This window comes from Pyxidicoccus xibeiensis (assembly GCF_024198175.1).
In the GTDB taxonomy this organism is placed as follows: domain Bacteria; phylum Myxococcota; class Myxococcia; order Myxococcales; family Myxococcaceae; genus Myxococcus; species Myxococcus xibeiensis.
This window is the reverse complement of the sequence record NZ_JAJVKV010000001.1, coordinates 1,054,081-1,075,821: the sequence shown is the minus strand read 5'-3', so window position 1 is coordinate 1,075,821 and position 21,741 is coordinate 1,054,081. Positions and strand designations below refer to the sequence as shown.

The following is a 21,741-nucleotide window of genomic DNA, read 5'->3' as shown; positions in this document are numbered from 1 at the left end:
GTTTCACCCCCGGCCCGGGGGCCCCGGCTCGTGGGCCGGGGTTCCCGGTGCGGAAGCGGGCTGCTGGCGCGGGGGCCCCACCGGCAGGCTGAAGCAGAAGGAGGCGCCACGGCCCGGCTGGCTCTCGACCCAGATGCGCCCGTCGTGCGCCTCGATGATGAGGCGGCTGATGTACAGCCCCAGCCCCAGCCCCTTCGTGTCGGACGCGCTGCCCTGCCGCGTGCGGTAGTACTTCTCGAAGATGTGGACCGCGTCCTCGGGGGCCAGCCCCGGCCCCTGGTCGCTCACCGACACCACCACGTGCGCCTCGTGCGCCCGCGCGCGGACGACGACGGGCAGCGCCGCCGGGCTGTACTTCGCGGCGTTGCCCAGCAGGTTGGCCAGCACCCGCTCCAGCCGTGCCGGGTCCACCCAGACGTGCGGCATCGGGCCCGCCACCTCCAGCCGGAAGCGCTCGCGCAGGTCCGGCGGCACGTCCCGCTCCAGCACCTCCTCCAGGAAGCGCACCAGGTCCTTCGGCTCGCGGCGCAGCGTGTCCCGCTTCGCCTCCAGCCGCGAGCCCTCCAGCAGCTCCTCAATCATGGAGTTCATCCAGGCCACGCTGCGCAGGATGGCCTCCGTCAGCTCTTCCTCGCGTGACAACCGCCGCTCCCGAAGGCCCCGCCGGAGCAGGCTCGCCCTCAGGTTGATGGTCTGCAGCGGGCTGCGCAGGTCGTGCGAGATGAGGCTCACGTACTCCTCGCGCAGCCGCTCCAGCTCGTGGCGCGTGGTCAGGTCCTGCGCGGTGATGACCACGCCGCGCGCCCTCCCCGAGGCGTCGAGCACGGGCGCCGCCGTGGTCAGTACCGGCAGCGAGCGTCCATCGTGATAGTCGATGCGGAACTCGGCCGGGCCCACCATCTTGCCCGTCCGGGCCGCGAGCGTGGAGGGCAGCTCCTCTTCCCGCACGGGCCGGCCGTCCGGGTGCCGCAGCCGGTCCAGGTAGCCTCGCTTCCCGATGAAGGGCAGGGACATCCCGACCATGTTCTCCGCCACCGGGTTGGCGATGACGGCGCCGTGCTCCAGGTCCAGGAAGATGACCCCCACCGGTGCATGGTCCAGCAGCGCCTGCAGGCGGCTGCGCTGCATCTCCGCCTCCTCGCGGGCCCGCTGGACGCTGGCGAGGTGGAGCTCCCGCTCGGTGACGTCGCGGAGGACGGCGAGCACGCTCGGCCCCTGCTCACCGGACACCGGGCGCAGACGGACCTCCAGGGGCACCCGGCTGCCGTCCTTGCGCAGCCCGTCCAGGGCGCGCTCCGACAGGTCTGAGCCCACGCGGTGCCCGCCGAAGAGTCCCTCCGGCACCAGCACCTCCACCTCCCGCCCCAGCAGCTCCTCGCGCGAGTAGCCGAACACCCGCTCCGCCTCCGCGTTGACGAAGCGCAGGAGCCCGAGCGAGTCCACCGTCAGCAGCGGTGCCGGCGTCGTCTCCAGCAGCCCGCGGAAGCGGGCCTCGGACGCCTCCAGCGCGGCGGTGGCCTGCTCGCGCCGTGCCTCGAGCACGTCCAGCGCCCGCGCCGCCAGCAGCACCAGGGCCGCGCCGCCCGTGCTCACCACGGTGGCGAAGATGGGGAACTTCGCCTCGGGGTTGATGGCGCCCACCAGGTGCAGCAACACCAGTGACAGGCCCAGCAGCGGCGGGCCCAGCAGGGTCACCGGGACGAGCCGGCGCGCGAGGAAGCCCCCGAGCGTGTCCCGGGTGACGCGGGCCATCAGCCCCTGCTCGGGCCTGGCGCACAGCGTCCCCATGCCCAGCAGCAGCAGTGACAGCGCGGTGGGCAGGCCCATGCTGCGCTGGGCGAGGAAGGGCAGGGTGCCGGAGGCTACCAGCGGGCCGAACAGCAGGCCGTTGAAGCCCAGCATGGCGCCCAGCAGCGACAGCACCGCGAGCGTGTCCTTCGCGGCGACGTGGCCCCGGGCGCCCGCCAGCAGCAGCGCGGGGCCCAGCAGCAGCAGGCAGACGGAGGTCAGCGGGGAGAGCGTGAGGGCAGGGGCGCTCTGCGTCCCTTCGCCTGCCTGGGCCATCCCCGCGAACAGCGCGTCCAGCAGCGACACCTGGCCCGTCACTTCGAGCCAGAGGCTGCCTGCGCCAATGGCCATCATCCCCGCCGCGCAGGACACGGCCAGCACCTCACGCAGCCGAGAGTGCCGGCGAGGCAGGCGCAGGCCCAGCGCCAGGCCTCCGAGAATCAGCGCCAGGCAGCTCGGCGGCGGCGTCACGGGGAAGCCCGTCACCAGTGACTTCAGCACCGGGACTCCCCGGGCCCAGCCGACCAGGCTCAGCACTCCCAGGGCGGGAGCGCCCAGCGCCGCGAGCCATGCCAGCGCGCGGACCACCGTCGCGATTCGACTCTGGAGCCTCCAGCTCCCGCTCATCTTGGCGTCCCCCGAACGCGCTCTGGACTTCCAACCCTCACTCCGGGCGGTGGATTCGCTCGAAGCGTTGGCCCGCCCGCTGCCTGCCGCGCAAGGACGCCCCTTGGAGGCATGCGTCATGAGCGGGCCCGCCGCATCGGCCAGTGGGGCAGGGCGTCGGCGGGCATGCACCGGAGGGCCCGTTCGAGCGGGCCCGTGCTGTCGGGTGGCGCACGAAGGCAGGTCGCGCTGTCGGAGCGCGCGGGCTCGTCCTGTGCGTGGAGGTCATGCGCCAGCGGGCGAGCTCACTCGGCTCATGGCGGGCAGGCACGAGCGAGCCGTGCCACCCATGACGGGCCTGGGCAGGCGAGCTCGCCGCTCATGGCGGGCAGGCACCCGCGGTCGGCGGCGTCAGGGCTCCGGAGGCGGATGGTTGCCGGGGTAGACGGTGAGCATCAGGCCCCAGCCGGGCGCGGCACCCGCGTTGCGCGGCACGTAGTCCTGCGCGCCCTCGACGCTCAGGCGGAACGTCTCCGCATCCGCACCGGTGTGGACGTAGAGGAAGAGGCCGTCCGCGCCGGTGCCCTCCTGGCCCACGCCGCTGAAGTCCGCGGTCGGGTAATAGATGCGCTCGGCCAGCTCGCTCCGGTCGGGCGCCACGCGCGCGCCCGCCACCGGGCGGCCATTCGCATCCACCACGCGGCCCAGCACGAAGCCCGCGTCGCGCAGCGTGGCCGCCTTGTCCCCGGTATGCCCGCGCACGCGGGACTCGCCCACCGCGGCCCCCAGCGCGTCGTGGAAGGCCTCCGGCAGCGCCCACACGCGCGCGTCGATGAGGTCCGTGCGCGGGCGCGCTCCGCTGAAGGCGGTGTCGTAGACGACGGTGGCCGTGCGGACGAACCCCGGCGCGGAGAGGCCCGCCGCCAGGCTCAGGTGCACCTCGCGCACGGCGACCTCGTCCACGCTGAAGTCCCCATTGGCGGACAGCGCGCTGGAGCCGAACGTGGCGTTGACGTCATTCACGGCGACGCGCAGCGGCTCCTCGATGGTGACGGGCACGCCGTCCAGCGAGGGCACCGGCTGGCCCCGCGACTCCAGGAGCCGCGCGGCCTCGGGCAGCACCGCCGCACGGCCGCTGACGCGGATGCGGAGGTTGTCCATGTCCACGGCCTCGGCGTCCTCGGTCCGGACGCCAGGGTCCGGCGCGGAGCCGTCGGAGCCACAGCCCGACGTGAGTCCGAGCAGTACACAGGAGGCAATCAGCAGATGGCGCTTCATCGGCCGGGAACATCTTCATGCCCCCTCGCGGCGGCAATCCACCCCGATCGCCGTCCGTCCCCTGCTCGACGCGGCCAGGCGGAGCAGGGTGCCGGAAAGCGCGACACCGGGCGGTCCACCTGTCCGTCATGGACAGGGGACGCGGCCCGGTGTCGGAAATCCATCAACCGCCGTGAGTCTCACGCCGCGCGCCTCGAGGGGAGCGCGGCGTCACCTGCCTCAGCGCCAGCCGCCGCCACCGCCGTCCTTGTTGGACGACCGCCCACGGCCACTCGGAGGAGAGCTGGAGCCGCCGCTGGAGCCCGAGCGCGAGGAGCCGCTCGAGTTGCCGCGCCCGCTGTCGCTGTTGCCCCAGCCGCGCCCGCTGCCGCTGCTGCCACTGCTACCGCTGCTGCCGCTGGAGCTCCGGCCGCTGCTCCCGCTGCTCCCGCTGTCGCTGTTGCCCCAGCCGCGCCCGCTGCCGCTGTTGCCACTGCTGCTCCCGCCGCTGCTGCCGCTGTCGTTGTCCCGGTTGCCGCGCCCCGAGGGCGTCCGGCCCTGGCCCGGGGACGAGTCGTTGTCGTTCGAGGACGCGGAGCCGGAGCTGCCACCCCAGCGACCGCCGGAGGAGTTGTTGTCGTCGTCCTTGTCGTCGTTGCTGGAGCCACGGCCCCGGCCACCGGGCGTGCCGCTGTAGCCACCGCCGCTGGAGCTGCCGCCGCTGGACGAGTTGCCGCGGCTGTACCCGCCGCCATTGCCCCAGCCGCCGCCGTGGTCATCGTTGGAGGAGCTGCCGCGCGGAGGCGTGGAGCCGTACCCGGTGCCGGACGGCGGCGGGCGGCGGCCCTGGCCGGAGTCATCGCTGCTGTAGTTCCGCGTGGGCGGGGACGCCGGGCGCGAGTTGCGCACGTAGCCGTAGACGGGAGAGGCCCGGTGCGTCCGGTCCCACACGTACCCACGGTTGCGCTCGTAGCGGTAGCCATGGCGCGACGTGGGGTAGTAGTCGTGCGAGTGGCGCCCGCGCAGGTGGCAGTCTCCGCCGTGCGCATGCGGGTGGTAGTCCCAGTACCAGACCAGCGAAGGGCCCCGGTAGTAGTACGCGTTGTCCGTGTAGACGTAGTACGTCGTGGACGGCCGGTACTCGTGCACGTGCACGTGGCTGTAGGAGCACCAGCCGCCGCCATGGTCGTCCGGAACGGGGTGGTCGTTCGAGTAGCTGTACTCGACGACCTCGACGTGCCCGCCGTGCCGGTGCGGGTTGTGGACGTGGGCGACACATCCGGTCCCCATCATCAGGGCGAGCGGGATGGCGAGTGCGAGCAGGCGACGCATGTGAGGACTCTCCTGGGCGGAGTGGACTGCCACAGCATCCACTTTCACGACCAACACGGGGACTGACGGGCGGTGTCAGCGGATATTCATGACGGCGCGCCGCTCCCCTGGCTGGCCGGCCGGCCTGCCCGCCAGGATACCCTCCCCTGTCCTCTGGTGGACACTGCCCCCTCTGGTGTAGGTGGGAAGGTGTGCGCGGACCGCTGCCGGGAGAGCCGGCGGGCCGGGGGCGCCGGGAGCGGGAAAGATGTCGGAGATGGGTTTCGGACCGGAGACCGGGGCGAGCTGTCCGCGCCACCAGGGACTGGCGGCAGTGGCCACGTGCGAGCGCTGCGGCAACTTCATGTGCCGCACCTGCAGCCGCGGCGGCAGTGAGGCTACGTGCCCCTCGTGCCGGGAGCGCACGGGCCAGGAGGTGGCCTTCCCGCTCAGCCGCGACAACTGGAGCATCGGCGGGCTGGTGGAGACGTGCTGGGAGGCCTTCAAGCGCGAGTGGGTGATGATTACCGTCGGCGTGCTCATCGTCGCCGGCGCGTCCATCGTCGGCCAGATTGCCTCGCAGATCATCTCCCTCATCGGCGGGGCGGTGGACAGCGTGGCCGTCACCCTCGTCGCCGCCGTCGTCGGCTACCTCGTGGCGACGGTGATTCAGGGCGTGGTGACCATCGGCTTCTTCCGCATGCTCTTCGACGTGCTCAACGGGCAGAAGGCGGACCTGGCGCGGGTGTTCACCCAGTTCCACAAGACGGTGCCGTACCTGCTCACCTCGCTGCTCACCATCGCCATGGTGCTGCCGTTCGCCTTCGTCGTCATCGGGGCCGCGCTGGCGGTGGCCGCCGCCACCGGCGGCCTCGAGGCCCTGCAGGGGGTGGACTGGACGGCGCTGGGCGACGCCGAGGCCGGGGACGCGGCGTTCGAGGGCCTCTCCGCGCTGGGCCCCAGCCTCGGGGCGATGGTGTTCGTGGCCACCGCGCTCTACATCTTCCCGGGCCTGTGGCTGATGATGCCGCTGGTATTGGTGCAGCCGGAGCTGGCGAAGCAGGACAACCCCACCCCCATGGAGACGCTGCGCCGCTGCTTCGCCTACGCGCGCGGCCAGCGCCTGTCCATGCTGGGCACCACGCTGCTGGGCGGCCTCTTCGTCGTCGCCGGCTTCATGGCCTGCTGCGTGGGCTTCCTCCCCGCCGCCGGACTCGTGCAGGTCCTGATGGCGGGGCTCTACCTCACGCTCAGCAACGGCGCGGACCAGGCCTGAGCCGCTTCGGGCCCGCGGGACTGCCGCGGGCCCGGGCTCCAAGGCGCCCCCGCCGGTCGCGGGGGGCGTCTAGTGCACCAGCCGCTCGGGGGAGCCCGAGCGGGGCACGGACAGCTTGCCCAGGCACGCGAGGATGTGCTCGCGGTACTCGCTGAGCTCGCGCAGGCCGCACAGCATCCACCGGCCGCCGATGACCAGCGTGGGCACGCCGCGCACGCCGCGGTTGGCCGCATCCCGGTGCTCGTCGAGGATGAGGCGCCGCGTCTCTTCCGAGCGGAACGCGGCGGAGAACTCGTTCATCGCCAGGCCCACGCGCGACGCGAGCTCGAACACCACGTCCGTGCGCGACACGTTGATGCCCTGCTCCAGCGCGGCGCGCTGCATGGAGCGCGCGAGGAACGCGCGCGCCTGCGGGCCCTGGAGCCGCGCGGCTTCGAGCGCCGCCAGTGCCGGCACGCTGGTGCGCGGTGGATCTCCACCGAGCCACAGGTCCGTGGAGAGGAGGCTCGCGTTGGGGTCCGGTTCTCGCTGAGCCCGCTGCACCTCTTCCACCAGGCCGCGCTTCTCGCGCTCCGTGGGAAGGGCATCCTGGAGGCGCAGCGGATACGGCCTGACGCTCCAGCGGAGGGCCTCGCCAAACTCCTGGCGGAGGACGTCCAGACGGAGGTCGGCGAGGTAGCACCAGGAGCAGAGCACGTCCTGGTAGATGGTTATCTGCAGCGGCTTGTGCAGCGTTTTCATGGAGGGTCGCCAGATTAGAGGGCTCCCTACGCCGCTGCCAACTCCCCAGGACACTCCGGCGACAAATGCATTCCTGTGTTCCTGAGGAGCATGCAAGGCGCCTTGCCCTGGAGGCCCGCTTGCTTCCAAGCATGCGGGCAGCCTCACACCCCGGGGGTTTGACTCACCCGCCCCGGGCCTTCGCGGCTTCCGCCTTCGCCTTCGCGTAGGCCAGCGCGTGGTCGATGATGGCTCCAGCCACGTCCACCTGGCCCTTGGTGGCCCCCTCCAGCCCTTCGAACCCCGGGCTGGAGTTGATTTCCATCAGCCTGGGCCCGGCGTGGCCCTCCAGCATGTCCACCCCGGCCACCTCCAGGCCGATGATGCGCGCCGCCCGCACGGCTGCTTCCGTGTACGACGCCGGAAGCTCGATTGCCTGACCCTCGCCGCCCCGGTGGATGTTGGAGCGGAACTCGCCCTTCTTCGCCTTGCGACGCATCGCGCCCACCACCTTGTCCCCCACCACCAGGGCCCGCACATCCCGTCCCTCGCTTTCCGCGACGAACTCCTGGAGCACGATTTCCTGCCCCAGGTCCCAGAAGGTATCGAGGATGGTCTGCACCTCCGGCAGCGTGTGGGCAATCATCACGCCCACGCCCTGGGTGCCCTTGATGAGCTTGATGATGACGGGCAGCCCGCCCACCTCCTCCACCAGCCGGCGCACGTTGCTGCGGTCATGCGCCATCACCGTGCGGGGGATGTCCAGCCCGGCGCTCGCCAAAAACTGCAGCGCGCGCAGCTTGTCCCGGCTCCGGGCAATGGACGTGGGCGGGTTGAGCACCGGCACGCCCATCATCTCGAAGTGGTTCACCACCGCCAGCCCGTAGGCCGTAATCGACGCGCCGATGCGCGGCACCACCACGTCCACGCCGCGAATCTCCACACCGCGGTACGTCATGCGCGGCGCGCCCTGCGCCAGCAGCAGGCAGCAACGCAGTGTGTCCAGCACCAGCGGGCGGTGGCCTCGCGCCCGGATGGCCTCGACGAGCCGGCGGGTGGAGTAGAGAGAGCGCTTGCGGGACAGGATGGCCACCGTCTTCTTCACTCGGCGGCGGGGCGCCCGCGGCGGACGCTCGGGCGCCTGGGACCCAGGCAGGACCGGGGCCTTCTTCGACTTCACTGTGCGGGGGGACATGGGCGGGGCGCGGGAGCCTAGCACGTACCGTCCGGACGGGACGGGCCCCGTGGGCACCGTTTGGTATCCTCTACTCCAGATGAGTGCTCATGAGCCGCACCCCGACGACATCCACACCAGTCCCGGCGACGTCGGGCAGGATCTGGCCCACTCTCCCCTCCTGGGGGAGACGCTCGTGGTGGACCCCCGCACCACGGTGAAGCTCCACAAGTGTCGGCTGTCCGTCTCCTCCGGGCCGGACACCGGCCGCTCCGTCGTCAGCGACAAGGAGCGCCTGCGCTGCGGCGCGCACCCCGGCAACGACCTGGTCCTCGTGGAGGACCGCACCGCCAGCCGCCACCACTTCGAAATCCAGTTCACCGAGCGCGGCTACCTCCTGGTGGACCTGGGCTCCACCAACGGCACCTTCCTGGATGGCCGCCGGATTGAGCGCGCCTACCTGTCGCCCGGCTCGCAGATTCGCGCGGGCTCCTCGATGTTGACCTTCGCTCCGCTGGACGAGGAGGTCACCATCGAGCCGGACCGCGACAGCGAGCTGTGCGGCATGGTGGGGCAGAGCATGAAGATGCGGCAGATTTTCGGCCTCATCAAGAAGATCGCCCCCCTGGACGTGTCCGTCATCATCCAGGGCGAGACGGGCACCGGGAAGGAGCTGGTGGCCCGCGCCATCCACGAGCTGTCCGGCCGCACCAGGGGGCCCATGGAGGTCCTCGACTGCGGCGCCATTCCGCCCAACCTGATTGAGAGCGAGCTGTTCGGCCACGAGAAGGGCGCCTTCACCGGCGCGGTGAGCGAGCGCCCCGGCGCCTTCGAGCGCGCCAACGGCGGCACCATCTTCCTGGACGAGCTGGGCGAGCTGCGGCTCGACTTGCAGCCCAAGCTGTTGCGCGTGCTGGAGAACCGCGAGGTGCGGCGCGTGGGCGGCAACGACGTCATCGAGGTGGACTGCCGCGTCATCGCCGCCACCAACCGCGACTTGATGAAGGAGATTCAGGCGGGCAACTTCCGCGAGGACCTCTACTTCCGCCTCTCGGTGATTACCGTGCAGCTGCCGCCGCTGCGCCAGCGCCGGGACGACATCCCGCTCATCCTCAAGCGCGCGCTGGCGGACCCGGAGCTGGTGGGAAAGCACGGCAAGAAGCGCTTCTCCGCGGAGGCCCTGGGCATGCTGATGGCCTACGCGTGGCCGGGCAACGTGCGCGAGCTGATGAACGTGCTGTCGCACGTGCTGACCTTCAGCGAGGGCGAGGAAATCCTCCCCACCCACCTGCCGCCCCGCGTGCGCGGCCAGGCCCGCGAGGGACCGCTGCCCTTCAACGAGCACCTCTCCTTCAAGGACGCCAAGGAGCAGCTGCTGGAGAACTTCGAGCGCGAGTACGTCACCAGCGTCCTCACCCGCTGCGAGGGCAACCTCTCCCGCGCCGCCCGCGAGAGCGGCCTGCACCGCAAGTCGATTGAAAGACTGGTGAAGAAATACCAGCTCGACACAAAAGGCATGAAGTCGCGGTAGCGCTGTGTGGGGTTGTAGAGCAGGCAGGCAGACAGGCATTGCCCGCACACTGTCTGCCTTTGGACATGCGGCCCTGTCGTCGCCCCCGCACTGAAGGACGCACGTCAAGTTGACGTATGTCAGTTACTTCTGGACTCCCCGGAATATGCGGGGGCCATGAAATCACTGCGTCCTAGGAAGAAGGGCCGGTCCGGGCAGGTGATGGTGGAGGCGGCGCTGACGCTTCCGCTGGTGGTGTTCCTCATCCTGGGCGCGCTGCAGCTCTTCCTGATGCTGCAGGCGCGGGTGATGGCGCACTACGCCGTCTTCCGCGCCACCCGGGCGGGTTCGGTGAACCACGGTGACTGCGAGCGGATGACGCACTCTGCCATCCTCGCGCTGCTGCCCACGTTCCACTCCTTCCTGGGCAACGCCTCCTCCACGAACCTCGTGGAGCATGGGGGCGGCGGGGGTGCTCCGGCGAAGCTGGCGGCGGCCTTCCGCGCGCGCCGGGACAACCGCTACGCGGGGGGCGCCGGAGCGGGGCCCCGGCTGGACGGCGTCCACGACGGCAGCATCGTCTGGCTCAACCGGAGCGTCGTGGGCGGCGACATCCCCCGCCCCCAGGACCGGGACTTCGACGAGCCCGGCCACCTGCGGCGGCTCGAGGTGCGGATGATTTATTGGTACCCGCTGCGGATTCCCTTCGCCAACTGGGTCATGTCGCGCATGTACCTGGCGCAGCTGGGCCTGGAGGACTACACCGCCGCCAACCCGCTGCTGCTGGCCGAGCGCAACGCCAACTGGAGCGGGCGTGAGTTCACCGACCCGTTCCAGCTCAGCGCGGAGGTCGGCTCGGAGATGCGCGAGCGCATCCGCCGCCAGCAGTACGTCTTCCCCATCGAGACGACCTTCACGATGCGGATGCTGACGCCGCTGAAGTCCCGCTTCTTCTCCAGCATGAACTGCCCCCGGTGACCTGATGCGTGCGCACTCCTCCCGAGGCCAGACGATGGTGCTGTTCGCGCTCGCCACGCTGCTGGTGCTGCTGATGGCGGCGCTCACGCTGTCCATCTCCATGAAGGTGCGCGAGCGCATCGAGCTGCAGACGGTCGCCGACGCGTCCGCCTACACCAATGCCGTGGCCACCGCGCGCACCTTCAACAACATCGCCGTGCTCAACCGCGCCCAGATTGCCCACGCGGTGGCCCAGTCCGGCGCGCAGAGCATCATCTCGTGGACCACGCTGTACCGGGCGTACCTCAACGCCGGGCGCTCCTCCTTCGGCAGCGCCAAGTGGCCCTATCAGCTCATGCGGCTGCTGTGTGCCTGCGCGTCCACCAGCAGCTCCTGTGCGCGCGCGTGCCGGTGCGGCAACAAGGGGGTCGGCGACCTGAGTGCACTGCAGAACGCCCTGCGCACCGAGGACGACCGCATCGACCCCATCTTCCGGGGGGCGGACACGCGGGCCGCGCTCCAGCTGCTCCTCCACCAGACCGCGCAGCTCGGCATCTATGCCTCGCAGCGGGACACGTTCGGCGACCTGGTGGACAAGGTGGAGGACCAGGGCTTCGCCCGGGACATCGTGGACGCGGCGGCGCCGGGGCCCGGCCGCTCCGAGTGGCTCGTCCCGGGGGGCGTGGAGACGAACCGCAAGGAGCTGCAGGGAGGCGCCATGTGCGCGAAGGATGGCGCCGCGTGCGACGTCCCCCTGACGGTGGCCCACGCGGTCAACGCCGCCATGGGCAGCCGGGGCTTCCGCTTCGTCACGCACCGGTCCTTCGACCACTACATCCCGCACCTGGTGCGCATCCTGATGACCCTGGCCAATACGGGGCGGACCAGCTTCGTCGTGCTGACGGGGCAGGGCACCTCGTACTTCAAGGAGCCCGCCGCCCTGGGCAGCATGGGCGCGGTGATGAACATGCTGCCCCCCTACGGCTCCGCCGTCACCGCTCAGGACGAGGGCACCATTTTCACCCTCTACATGCACCAGCAGAGCGGCGGCGGCGCACCCTGCCCGCTGGTCATGCCGGGGACCCGGTTGCAGGCGAAGGCGGAGGTGGTGGCGTCGGGCGTCCAGTTCCGGCACACGTGGACCGGCGGGCGTGACCAGATGCCCTTCGTCCACTTCCTCTTGCCGTGCACGGGCGGCCCGTCGAGCTGCCCCGGCATCTGGCCCACCTTCATCGACTACAACACGATGGGGGTCGCCAACGAGGGCAACAACTACGGCCAGCCCAAGAACTTCGCGGTGGTGCAGCGGGACATGAGCCAGCGCGCGTCGGCGGACCCGTGGAACTTCTTCACGCGCTTCCGCTTCGAGCGCGGCACCGCCGGCACCGAGCACGACACGCGGGGCCTGGCGCTGGCGGACGGCACGCCCAACTCGGTGCAGACGGCCATGGCCACCGGCATCGCCTACTACCACCGGGGCCGCAGCCTGGGCATCAACCACTGGGCCGAGCCGCCCAACCTCCTCAACCCCTACTGGCGCGCCACGCTCGTCGCGCCGGACACCGACAACCCCCGGCTGAAGCACGCCTCCGACACCCTCCGCGGCGCGTCCAGCGTCGCGGGGGACACCTTCGATGCCCTCCGTGCCGCGGGCTACAAGGGGATTCAATGAACCACCGCTCCCCGTTCCGTCGCGGGCAGGCCCGTGGCTCGGCGCTCGTGGAGACCGCGCTCGGCACCACGCTGCTGGTGACCATCATTGCCTTCGGCATCTACTTCGCGGAGGTGGGCTACCTGTCCCTGAAGGTCCAGGAGGCCGCCATCTCCGCCCTGTGGAACGGCACCCACGGGCAGATGCACAGCATCCCCGCCGACTATGAAGCGGCGGACCGCTCCATGGAGCGCGCGGCCGATGACGCCACGGTCCGCTACGCGGACTTCAACGGCCTGTCCGCCGTCGCCGGCCCTCCGGGCATCACCCAGACCTTCACCACCGGGCGCAACCTCTCCGTGCGCTGCGACCAGCGCGGCCCCGGGCCGGACTGGGACGGCGCCCTGCTGACCCGCGTCGTCTACCGCGACCAGGGCCCCGTCAACTGCGGCGCCGAGGCCAGCCTGGACCTGGTCAACTTCCCCACGTCGTTCCTGGACAACGACGCGCAGGGCGGGCTGTACCAGCAGCCCCACGCGGACGCCCGCTTCACCAACCTGCGCGTGTGCTCCACCGGCCGCCCGGTGGGCGGGGTGTGCACGGGCAGCTTCTCCATGCTGGTGGACGACTGGGGCCTGGCCGGCGGCAGCCCCATCAGCGAGGTGCTGACGTGCCAGCTGCCCCTGGGGCAGGTCCCGTACGAAATCAGCCCGCCCATCTACGCCCCCATCCCCTGCGCCAACCTGCCCTTCTACAGCGCGGTGTACGGCACCTACCTGCCCACGGCCATCGTCATTCCGTGGATGGCGGACATGATGCCCATGCCCATCCTCGGCGTCCCCTCGCCCATCAACTCCCGCTACTTCTTCATGAGCGCTCCGGGCGAGGAGGTGGGGTTCATCCAGATTCCCAAGCTGGACCAGCTGAAGGGCTCCGGCCTGTTTCCGACGACGCCCGGCTCCCCGCTCGGCGGGACGACGCCCACGTATGGCTATGCGTGGGTGAGGCGCAAGCCCTTCCAGGGCTGCTTCCTCGGCCGGGATTGCAACTAGCTCCAGCAAAGGACGGACTCCCACTCATGAAGACGACGCGTTTGCTCCTCACCACGCTCGCCAGCGCAGGGCTCATGTGCGCGCTGCTGGCCGCACCGTCAGCGCTCGCGGACCGGGCCGCGTGCGAGGGCACCTGTGCCGCCAAGGGCGGTGACACCCTCCAGGCCTGCATGAATCAATGCCCGCCTCCGGCCCTCCCCAGCAAGGGCGGCGACGGCGCCCGCTTCCAGAGCTGTGCCACGCGCTGCACCCAGAAGTACGAGGCCACCTTCAAGGCGTGCTCCAGCCGCTGTCCCAAGGATGGGCCCAGCGGGAAGGAGAAGGCAGCGAGCCTGCCGGACTCGCCATGACGGCGCGGGCACCGCGGACGGCGGACCGGAGGCCGGCGATGAAGTGGACCGTGATGTGGCTGGTGCTGGGCACGAGCGCTGTCGGCGCGCCCGCCGAGCCGGTGCCCTCGCCGTCCGCGAAGAAGGCGGGCGCGCAGTCCCCCAAGACAGCGCCGCAGGCGAAGGCCCCAGGCACCGGCGCGAAGGCACCCGGCACGGAGCCGAAGGCGAAGGCACCCGGCACGGAGCCGAAGGCGAAGGCCTTGGAGGACAAGCCGCCCGGGTCCCTGCCTCCGCTGCCGCCCCCCGCGCCCACGCGTCTGTCCGACCTGCTCGGGGACGTGGAGGCCGAGCCTGCATCGCCCCGCGACGCCCTGCCCCCCGGCCTGAAGGTCCCTCCCATCTACCGGCAGCCCTTCGTCTGGGACGTGCCCAGGGTGCTGGACGTCGTGGACGTGCCGGGCGTCATGCTCGCGGACGGAGTCCCGGTGCGGCTGAAGGCGGTGCGCAGCGCGGAGAAGCCCGAGCCGCTGCTCCAGCACATGGTGGACCGCTGGGAGGAGTGGGGCCTCTACATCACCCCCGCCGAGCAGCAGCCGCAGCTGCTGCGCGAGCCCATGCTCACCGCCCTGGACCCCGAGCGGTTCATCACCTACACGGTCATCCTCCAGCCCAACCCGGATGGCACCACCACCGTGTACCTGGGCGAGGCGGACATGTCGAAGCCGCCCGCCACCATGTCCTCGGTGGCGCCGGTGTTCCCGGGCGCCGAGGGCGTCATGACGAGCGACCTGGAGGTGGTGCGCTCGGTCAACTACACGGTGAGCGCGAAGGAGGCCGAGGTGGAGGCCTTCTACCGGACCGAGCTGGGCAAGGCCGGCTTCAAGCCCACGGAGCCGCGCCGCTTCCGCGCCGGCCAGGAGGAGGTGGAGCTGATACTCAAGCCCCTCCAGCCCGGCAAGCTGTCCGTGGCGGTGCTGCGCCGCACCACCGGCGCGGAGCCGGCGAGCCCCACCAGCGATTGATGGCGCCCGGAGAGCGTGTTACGGCCGCTCTCAATATGAGCGACACGCCCCCGAAGGAGAAGGACTTCAAGGACTCCGTCAACCTGCCCCGCACCGAGTTCCCCATGAAGGGAAACCTGGCGCAGCTCGAGCCGAGGATTCTCGGCTGGTGGGCGGAGCATGGGGTGTGGGGCAAGATTCTGGAGCAGAACGCGAAGGCCGAGCCCTTCGTGCTGCCCGACGGCCCCCCGTACGCCAACGGCCACCTGCACGCCGGCCACGCGCTCAACCGCATCCTCAAGGACATGGTCGTCAAGTACCGGAACATGTCCGGCCGCCTGTGCGACTTCATCCCCGGCTGGGACACGCACGGCCTGCCGATTGAACAGGCGGTGGAGAAGCGCCTCAAGGACAAGAAGGTCGACAAGCGCACCCTGTCGCGCGACGCCTTCCTGGAGGCGTGCCGCGCCTACGCGCTGGAGTTCATCGAAATCCAGAAGGGCGAGGCCCAGCGCATGGGCACCTTCGCGTCCTGGGACAAGCCCTACAAGACGCTCGATTTCCCCTATGAGGCGCAGGAGATCCGCGAGCTGGCGAACTTCGCCCGCCGCGACATGCTCTACCGCCGCAAGAAGCCGGTGTACTGGTGCCTCACCGACCAGACGGCGCTGGCCGAGGCCGAGGTCGAGTACGAGAACCACAAGTCCCCGTCCGTCTACGTCGCCTTCCAGGCTGGCCCGGAGCTGGCGGACAAGGTGCCCTCGCTGAAGGGCAAGGACGTCGCCTTCGTCATCTGGACCACCACGCCCTGGACGCTGCCGGCCAACCTGGCCATCGCCGTCAACCCGGAGTTCGAGTACGTCTTCTACCAGCTCGGCGCGCGCGTCATCTGCGTGGCCAAGGACCTGCTGCCCAAGGTGCTGGCGGAGGTGAAGGCGGACGAGCTGGCGGTGAAGCACGTGCAACTGCCCGGCGGTGAGGTCTCCGCGGCGGCGCTGGTGGACCCGGCCCGCATCGTCGCGTACGTGCGCGGCGAGGAGCTGGAGCACCTGACGTACCAGCACCCCTTCTACGAGCGGCGGGGCCGCATCGTCCTGGGCGACCACGTGACGCTGGAGGCCGGTACGGGCCTGGTGCACACGGCGCCGGGGCACGGCCAGGAGGACTACGAGGTCGGCCTGAAGTACGGGCTGGACATCTACAACCCGGTGCGCCCGGAAGGCCGCTACGACGACACGGTGGGCCCGGCGCTCACCGGCAAGAAGGTCTTCGAGGCCAACCCGCTCATCATCGCCACGCTGGTGGAGAAGGGCGCGCTGCTCAATGACGCGAAGGACACCGTCGAGCACGCGTACCCGCACTGCTGGCGCTGCCACAACCCCATCATCCTGAGCGCGACGTACCAGTGGTTCATCCCGCTGGACAAGCCGTTCCGCGGCGACAAGACGTACCGCCAGGTGGTGCTGGAGGAGGTGGACAAGGTGCAGTGGGTGCCCTCGTGGGGGCACAGCCGCATCCGGGGCATGCTGGAGACGCGGCCGGACTGGACCATCAGCCGCCAGCGCACCTGGGGCGTGCCCATCTGCATCGCCTACTGCGAGGGCTGTGAAGAAGCCGTCGTGTCGCCCGAGCTGATGGACCGGGTGGCCGACAAGGTGGAGCAGGAGGGCGTGGGCGTCTGGTACCGCACGCCGGTGAAGGAGTTCCTGCCGCCGGACTTCAAGTGCCCGCGCTGCGGCAAGGGCGAGTTCCGCCGCGAGACGGACATCCTCGACGTGTGGTTCGACTCGGCGTGCATGTTCTCCGCGGTGCTGGAGAAGCGGCAGCGGATTCCGGCGGACCTCTTCCTGGAGGGCAGCGACCAGCACCGCGGCTGGTTCCACTCGTCCATGCTGGTGGCGGTGGGCACGCGCGAGAGGTCGCCGTACAAGGCCTGCCTCACCCACGGCTTCGTGGTGGACGGCAACGGCGAGAAGATGTCCAAGAGCGTGGGCAACACCGTCGCCCCGGAGAAGATCATCACCCAGTACGGCGCGGAGGTGCTGCGCCTGTGGGTGGCGGCGAGCGACTACCGCAACGACGTGCGCCTGTCGGACCAGATTCTCAAGGGCCTGTCGGAGGGCTACCGGAAGGTCCGCAACACGGTGCGCTACGCGCTGAGCAACCTGTACGACTTCGACCCGGCGAAGCACACGGTGCCGGCCGAGGAGCTGCTGCCGCTGGACCAGTGGGCGCGCGGCCGGCTGGCGCAGGTGGTGGAGCGGGTGCGCAAGGCGTACGAGGACTACGAGTTCCACATGGTCTACGCGACGGTGCTGGACTTCGTCGCCGGTGACTTGTCGGCCGTCTACTTCGACATCCTGAAGGACCGGCTCTACACGTGGCGCACGGACGGCAAGGCGCGGCGCAGCGCGCAGACGGTGCTGTATGAAGTCTCGTCGGTGCTGCTGCGCCTGCTGGCGCCGGTGATGAGCTTCACGGCGGAGGAGGCCTGGGGCTTCCTGCCGGGCAAGCCGGCCCAGAGCGTGTTCCTGGCGGGCTTCCCGGAGCCGGCCGCGAAGCTGGACCCGGCGCTGGCGGAGCGCTACGCGAAGCTGTTCACGGTGCGCAGCGCGGTGCAGGGCGTGCTGGAGGCGGCGCGGCGCGACAAGCTCATCGGCGCGTCGCTGGAGGCGCGGGTGGTGCTGACGGTGGACGCGAAGGCGCGCGAGTTCCTCAAGGCGCACCTGGACGAGCTGCCCGGCCTGTTCATCACCAGCCAGGTGGAGCTGTCGGACGTGGCGGGTGAGAAGTCGCAGGTGCTGGACGTGGTGCAGGCGTTCGGCGAGGGCGTGCGCGTCATGGCCGAGGTGCAGTCCGCGAAGGGCCAGAAGTGCCCGCGCTGCTGGACGTACTCGGAGGCGGTGGGGCAGGGCGGTGAGGTGTGCCTCAAGTGCCGCGACGCGCTGGCGGCGTAGCCCCGCGATAGCTGCTCGAAGGACCCGAGGCCCCGCGCACGTGCTGGCGCGGGGCCTCTGTCTTTACCGGAGGCCCTGGCTCAGGGCGTGTAGAGCAGGGCGGTGTTGAGGAAGTTGCCTGCCCCGTGGCCACCGGAGGCGAGGACCTTGCCCGACGGGAGCAGGACGGCCGGGAAGCCGTAGCGGGGCGCCGGCATGCTCACGGAGAAGTCCGTCGCGCCGGTGGCCGGGTCGTAGACCTCCGTGATGGCGCTGATGGGCTGGGTGCCTCCGGTGATGAGCAGCCTGCCCGAGGCCAGCTGCACCTGCGTCGAGTCGGTCCGGGGGTGGCGCAGCGCTCCCGGGCTCGTCTGCGTGTTGAGCGCCGGGTCGTACAGCCCGAGCGTGGTTCCGGCGGTCAGCAGGACCTTTCCGGAGGGCTGGAGGTAGGCGTGGGTCCAGCTCAGCCCGGTCAGGCCCGTGGCCGGAGTCCACGAGTCCATGGCCGCGTCGTAGAGCTCGCCGTAGGTCGAGCCTCCGGCGATCAGCAGCTTCCCCGAAGGCAACAGGACGGCCACATGGGAGTAGCGCCACGTGGCCGCCATGCTCGTGACGGGCACCCAGGAGTCGGTCGCCGGGTCATAGAGCTCGGGGATGCGGGCGACGCTGTTGTCGGCATTGTACCCGCCGACGACCAGCACCTTGCCCGAGGGCAGCAGGGTGGCCGTGTGCTTCACGCGCCCGAAGGTCAGGGGCGCGGCGGCCGTCCAGGTGTTCGTCGCGGGGTCGTAGATGTCGACGTTGCGGACCTCGTCGGTGCCCGAGGTGTTGGTGCTGCCGCCAATGGCCAGCACCCTGCCGGAAGGCAGGAGCGTCAGCGTGTGGCCCCACCGCCCGCGGCCCATGCTGCCCGCCGCGCTCCAGGTGCCCGTGTCCGGCGAGTAGAGCTCCGCCGAGGCCAGCATGGCCGGGTTGTAGCCGCCCGAGATGAGCACCTTGCCCGTGGTGAGCAGGACGGCGGAGTGCCCGTAGCGGGGCGTGAGCATGCTGCCGGTGGTGTCCCACTTCGCCGCGGTGCCGCTGCCGCACTCCGTGCCGTTGAGCACGCTGACGCTGAACGTATGCGACGCGGAGAAGCCCCGCGCGTTGGTGACGGTGGCGGTGATGGTCGGCGCGGCGCCCGGGAGCACGCAGACCGGCGCCGTCCAGCGGACCTCGCTGGAGGTGAAGCTGTTCGTCGGCGTACCCACCGTGCCGGTGCTGGCCGACCAGCCGAAGGTGAGCGCGCTGCCGTCGCCGTCCTCGGCGAGCACGCGCAGGGTGGCGCTGCCGCCGCCGGCCACGGACGTCGCCGACTGGTTCGTCAGGATGATGCGGGGCGGGATGCTGGCCCCGGTGCCCGGGCCCACGCAGATGCGCAGCGTGCCCTGGCTCCGGCCGCCCTTCGGGTCCGTCACGGCGACGGTGAGGGCGCAGTTGCCGCACGGGTCTCCGGCGGGCACGGCGCTCGGGGTGAAGGTGGCGCTCGGCGTGTTGGCCCCGGCCCACGTCCCCGCGCAGGCGGCGGTCCACTGGTAGGACAGCGCGTCGGCGTCCCCGTCCACGGCGTTCACGGTGACGGTGGTGCTCTGGCCCACGGGCACCGGCGAGCGGGACACGGTGATGCCCCGCACGGACGGCGACGTGTTGAAGGACACGGTGACGCTGGCGGAGCCCGCGGTGCCCCCGTCGGTGGAGATGACGGTGCTGGAGACGTTGATGCTGGCGGACGCGCCGCGCGAGTCCGTCACCGTCAGCGTGAGGACGAAGGCGCCCGACGTCTGGGGCGCGGTCCACGTCGTCGTCGCGGTGCCGGTGGTGGTGAAGGTGCCGCCGGTGGTCGACCAGGCGTAGGTGAGGGTGTCGCTCGCGTCCGGGTCATGCGCCGTGCCCCGCAGGGCGATGGTGCCGCCCGGAAGCACCGTGCTGGCGGAGGCCACCAGCGAGTCGATGCAGGGGACGGTGTTGTCGAAGGGGGGCGAGGTGTCGAGCGACTGGAGGGTGATGGCCACCACCGCCGTCTCGCCCGAGACGATGGCGACGCCCGTGGCCTGGCCCCGGTAGCGCAGCGCGCCCTCGGCGTTGAAGGCCTCCGCCGTGAAGCTGCGGTTGCTGCCGGCGGGGAGCTGGTAGAGGGCGCCGCTCCAGGTGCCATTGGACAGCGCCAGCGTGGTGGTGGCAGACGGCACGCCGGTGGCGGTGAGGGTGACGGTGACCCGGGTGACGTCATCTCCCGCGAGCGCCTGGGGAATGGAGCCCGCGAACTGGACGGCGCCCGTGGCGGCTGGCTCCTCGGTGGGCGTGCCGCAGCCCATGAACGACGACAGCGCCGCGGCCATGAGGCACAGCAGCGCCCACTGCTTCCTGCTTTGTGTTTGCATCTGGGGGGTGGTCCTTGCCTGAGTCGTGAGCAGGGAACCACCTCCGGCCCCGGGCCGGGGGCGACGCGCGTGGTGATGTGCGAGGTCAATTCCTTGCGCCTGCGCTCCGTCAGGAGCGGAAGGCAGGCGTTGGGACTAAAGCACCTTCTGCCAGGGGACTGAGGGCATTCCCGTAACCCAATTGCATGGCAAAGGGTTTGTCAGGCCGCGTCGGGCTTCAGCCGCGGCCTGAGTGCGCGGCTGCCAGGCAGGGCTTCGCCGACCCACCTACCTGAACCCATCCACGATGAAGACGCCCGCGCGGGACGAGTCGATGATGGCGGTGCCGGGCTTGGACTCGGGCCGCTTGCGAAGCTCTCCGGAGCCGAGCCGGGCCACGGCGCAGATGGGCAGTCTCTTGCCGCCGTCCAGTCGCTGGGCTTCGTAGTAGCGGATGACCAGGATGGGGCCGCTCGTCCAGACCTGGCCGTAGAGCCGGCTCGGTGCCTCGATGATGCCGAGGTCGTCCTCGAGCACGCTCTCGATGGGACCGTCGTAGAGCGTGATGGGAGGAGTGAGAGGCTGGTTCGCGTCGAGCTGCGCGAGCGCGGCATCTCCGACATGCAGGCCCAGATAGCCCATCACCTCCCGGGCCTTTTCCGGGCAGTCCTGGGGGCCTGGAGCTCCGTCAGGGCGAAGGGCCACTCCGCCGGTGGCGGAGCTGGCACAACCCGAGGTCATCACCAGCAGGGCTGCGCAGCACAGGAGGGCGAAGGTGTTGGAGGACATGCCTCCCGCGCTACTTATCACCAAGCTGCGGCTCCAGCTGAACGACCGCCTGCCGGGCCCCGTCGTGCCGGTAGACCTCGAGGAAGAGCGACGTCAGCTCTCCACCGTCCATGAAGGCGCTCTTGTCCGCCACGAATGCAAGCACCCCGGACTCGCCGGGTGCGATGGACGGGATGGTGGTGCGAACGGCGAAAGACCGCTCACTGCCACTCTTCAACGTCGTCAGGCGGGCGGACTTCATGCTCCAGGGCTGCTCCGCATCAAGGTTCTTGAGCTTGAGCACGACCCCCACCTTGCCCTTGCCTCTGTACACGATGCCGAAGCCGTCCATCTCCTCGTCCTTGCCGGAGAAGTAGGAAGCAACCTTGAACGGCGTCTGCTCCAGGGCGCCTGCCGCGAGGAGAGAGGCAAGGGCGTGGTCCTCGGAGGTCTCCTCCTTGCGGAAGCGCTTGTTCTCATCCTTCAGTGCCCTGTTCTCCTTGAGCGCGCTCGCCAGGGCCGAGGACATGGCCGCGTAGCTCTCGCGGTCCTTGAACACGTTGACCTGCTGGTCGACCCACCGCGCCTGTTCACTCCTGGGAGGCCTCAGCAGGAATGGAACCTCCGTTCCATCCGCGAGAGTTACCAGCAGGGGGAGGCCTTCATCCGCGTCCAGGTCCCGGAGCGGCTCCAGGATGACCTTTCGCCCGACGACCCCGAGTGCCTCGAACCGGCCTTCCCAGCCCAGCAGCTTCGTCCTGGCCGGGTCGATGGGCTGCTCGAAGCGGAGCGTGGTGACGACCTGCCCCTTCACCTGCACGCGATGGGTGGCGTGAGCTGGGTGCTCCGAGAGCAACACATCGCGGATGCGGGCCGCCTCCAGCTCACTGGCGGGAGCGGAGGAGGCGAGCAGCATGATCAGCAGGGCATACCGGGCAGGTAGGAAGGGCCGCATGCGCCTGCGAACGTAGCAGGTCTTGCGGACAATCCAAGGTGCCCGGCC

At 70.6% G+C, this 21,741-nt stretch carries 16 protein-coding genes; 8 read left to right on the top strand and 8 right to left on the bottom strand.

The window, feature by feature from the left end:
- Positions 1-3 precede the first annotated feature (3 nt).
- From LXT23_RS04355 to LXT23_RS04345, 3 genes are all read right to left on the bottom strand, one after another.
- Positions 4-2,415, bottom strand: coding sequence for a sensor histidine kinase (locus LXT23_RS04355; RefSeq protein ID WP_253978786.1), 2,412 nt, complete (start codon positions 2,413-2,415; stop codon positions 4-6).
- A 390-nt stretch (positions 2,416-2,805) separates the two neighbouring features.
- Positions 2,806-3,672 carry a carboxypeptidase regulatory-like domain-containing protein gene (locus tag LXT23_RS04350; protein ID WP_253978785.1) on the bottom strand — a complete coding sequence of 289 codons (867 nt, stop codon included), beginning with the start codon at positions 3,670-3,672 and terminating at the stop codon, positions 2,806-2,808.
- Positions 3,673-3,891: 219 nt separating this feature from the next.
- Positions 3,892-4,983 carry a hypothetical protein gene (locus LXT23_RS04345; RefSeq protein ID WP_253978784.1) on the bottom strand — a complete coding sequence of 364 codons (1,092 nt, stop codon included), beginning with the start codon at positions 4,981-4,983 and terminating at the stop codon, positions 3,892-3,894.
- 247 nt (positions 4,984-5,230) lie between these two features.
- Between LXT23_RS04345 and LXT23_RS04340 the strand changes: the two genes are divergently transcribed.
- Positions 5,231-6,238, top strand: a complete 1,008-nt coding sequence (locus LXT23_RS04340) for a B-box zinc finger protein (RefSeq protein WP_253978783.1) — start codon at positions 5,231-5,233, stop codon at positions 6,236-6,238.
- A 69-nt stretch (positions 6,239-6,307) separates the two neighbouring features.
- On the opposite strand, the gene LXT23_RS04335 is transcribed toward LXT23_RS04340, so the two are convergent.
- Positions 6,308-6,979 (bottom strand): DsbA family oxidoreductase, encoded by a 672-nt coding sequence (locus LXT23_RS04335; protein WP_253978782.1) that lies wholly within the window; start codon positions 6,977-6,979, stop codon positions 6,308-6,310.
- 163 nt (positions 6,980-7,142) lie between these two features.
- Positions 7,143-8,153 (bottom strand): ATP-grasp domain-containing protein, encoded by a 1,011-nt coding sequence (locus LXT23_RS04330; RefSeq protein ID WP_253978781.1) that lies wholly within the window; start codon positions 8,151-8,153, stop codon positions 7,143-7,145.
- Between the two features lie 79 nt (positions 8,154-8,232).
- On the opposite strand from LXT23_RS04330, the gene LXT23_RS04325 reads away from it, so the two are divergent.
- The 7 genes from LXT23_RS04325 (at position 8,233) to ileS (ending at position 17,592) form a co-directional block, all read left to right on the top strand.
- Entirely contained in the window at positions 8,233-9,663 is a 1,431-nt protein-coding gene (locus tag LXT23_RS04325) for a sigma 54-interacting transcriptional regulator (protein ID WP_253978780.1), read from the top strand.
- Between the two features lie 156 nt (positions 9,664-9,819).
- Positions 9,820-10,620, top strand: a complete 801-nt coding sequence (locus LXT23_RS04320; RefSeq protein ID WP_253978779.1) for a TadE/TadG family type IV pilus assembly protein — start codon at positions 9,820-9,822, stop codon at positions 10,618-10,620.
- Between the two features lie 4 nt (positions 10,621-10,624).
- Positions 10,625-12,271, top strand: coding sequence for a TadE/TadG family type IV pilus assembly protein (locus tag LXT23_RS04315; protein ID WP_253978778.1), 1,647 nt, complete (start codon positions 10,625-10,627; stop codon positions 12,269-12,271).
- Entirely contained in the window at positions 12,268-13,302 is a 1,035-nt protein-coding gene (locus LXT23_RS04310) for a TadE/TadG family type IV pilus assembly protein (RefSeq protein ID WP_253978777.1), read from the top strand. The genes LXT23_RS04315 and LXT23_RS04310 overlap by 4 nt, the downstream gene beginning before the upstream one ends.
- Before the next feature lie 26 nt (positions 13,303-13,328).
- A complete protein-coding gene (locus LXT23_RS04305; protein WP_253978776.1) occupies positions 13,329-13,652 on the top strand; it encodes a hypothetical protein in 324 nt (107 codons plus the stop codon).
- 38 nt (positions 13,653-13,690) lie between these two features.
- Entirely contained in the window at positions 13,691-14,656 is a 966-nt protein-coding gene (locus LXT23_RS04300) for a hypothetical protein (RefSeq protein WP_253978775.1), read from the top strand.
- Between the two features lie 35 nt (positions 14,657-14,691).
- Positions 14,692-17,592: an isoleucine--tRNA ligase gene (gene ileS, locus LXT23_RS04295; RefSeq protein ID WP_253978774.1), complete on the top strand. Its 2,901-nt coding sequence runs from the start codon at positions 14,692-14,694 to the stop codon at positions 17,590-17,592.
- Between the two features lie 80 nt (positions 17,593-17,672).
- Here ileS and LXT23_RS04290 read toward each other — a convergent pair whose 3' ends face one another.
- From LXT23_RS04290 to LXT23_RS04280, 3 genes are all read right to left on the bottom strand, one after another.
- Positions 17,673-19,991: a Kelch repeat-containing protein gene (locus LXT23_RS04290; RefSeq protein WP_253978773.1), complete on the bottom strand. Its 2,319-nt coding sequence runs from the start codon at positions 19,989-19,991 to the stop codon at positions 17,673-17,675.
- Positions 19,992-20,258: 267 nt separating this feature from the next.
- Entirely contained in the window at positions 20,259-20,759 is a 501-nt protein-coding gene (locus LXT23_RS04285; protein ID WP_253978772.1) for a hypothetical protein, read from the bottom strand.
- A 10-nt stretch (positions 20,760-20,769) separates the two neighbouring features.
- Positions 20,770-21,654 carry a DUF2381 family protein gene (locus LXT23_RS04280; protein ID WP_253978771.1) on the bottom strand — a complete coding sequence of 295 codons (885 nt, stop codon included), beginning with the start codon at positions 21,652-21,654 and terminating at the stop codon, positions 20,770-20,772.
- Positions 21,655-21,741 lie beyond the last annotated feature (87 nt).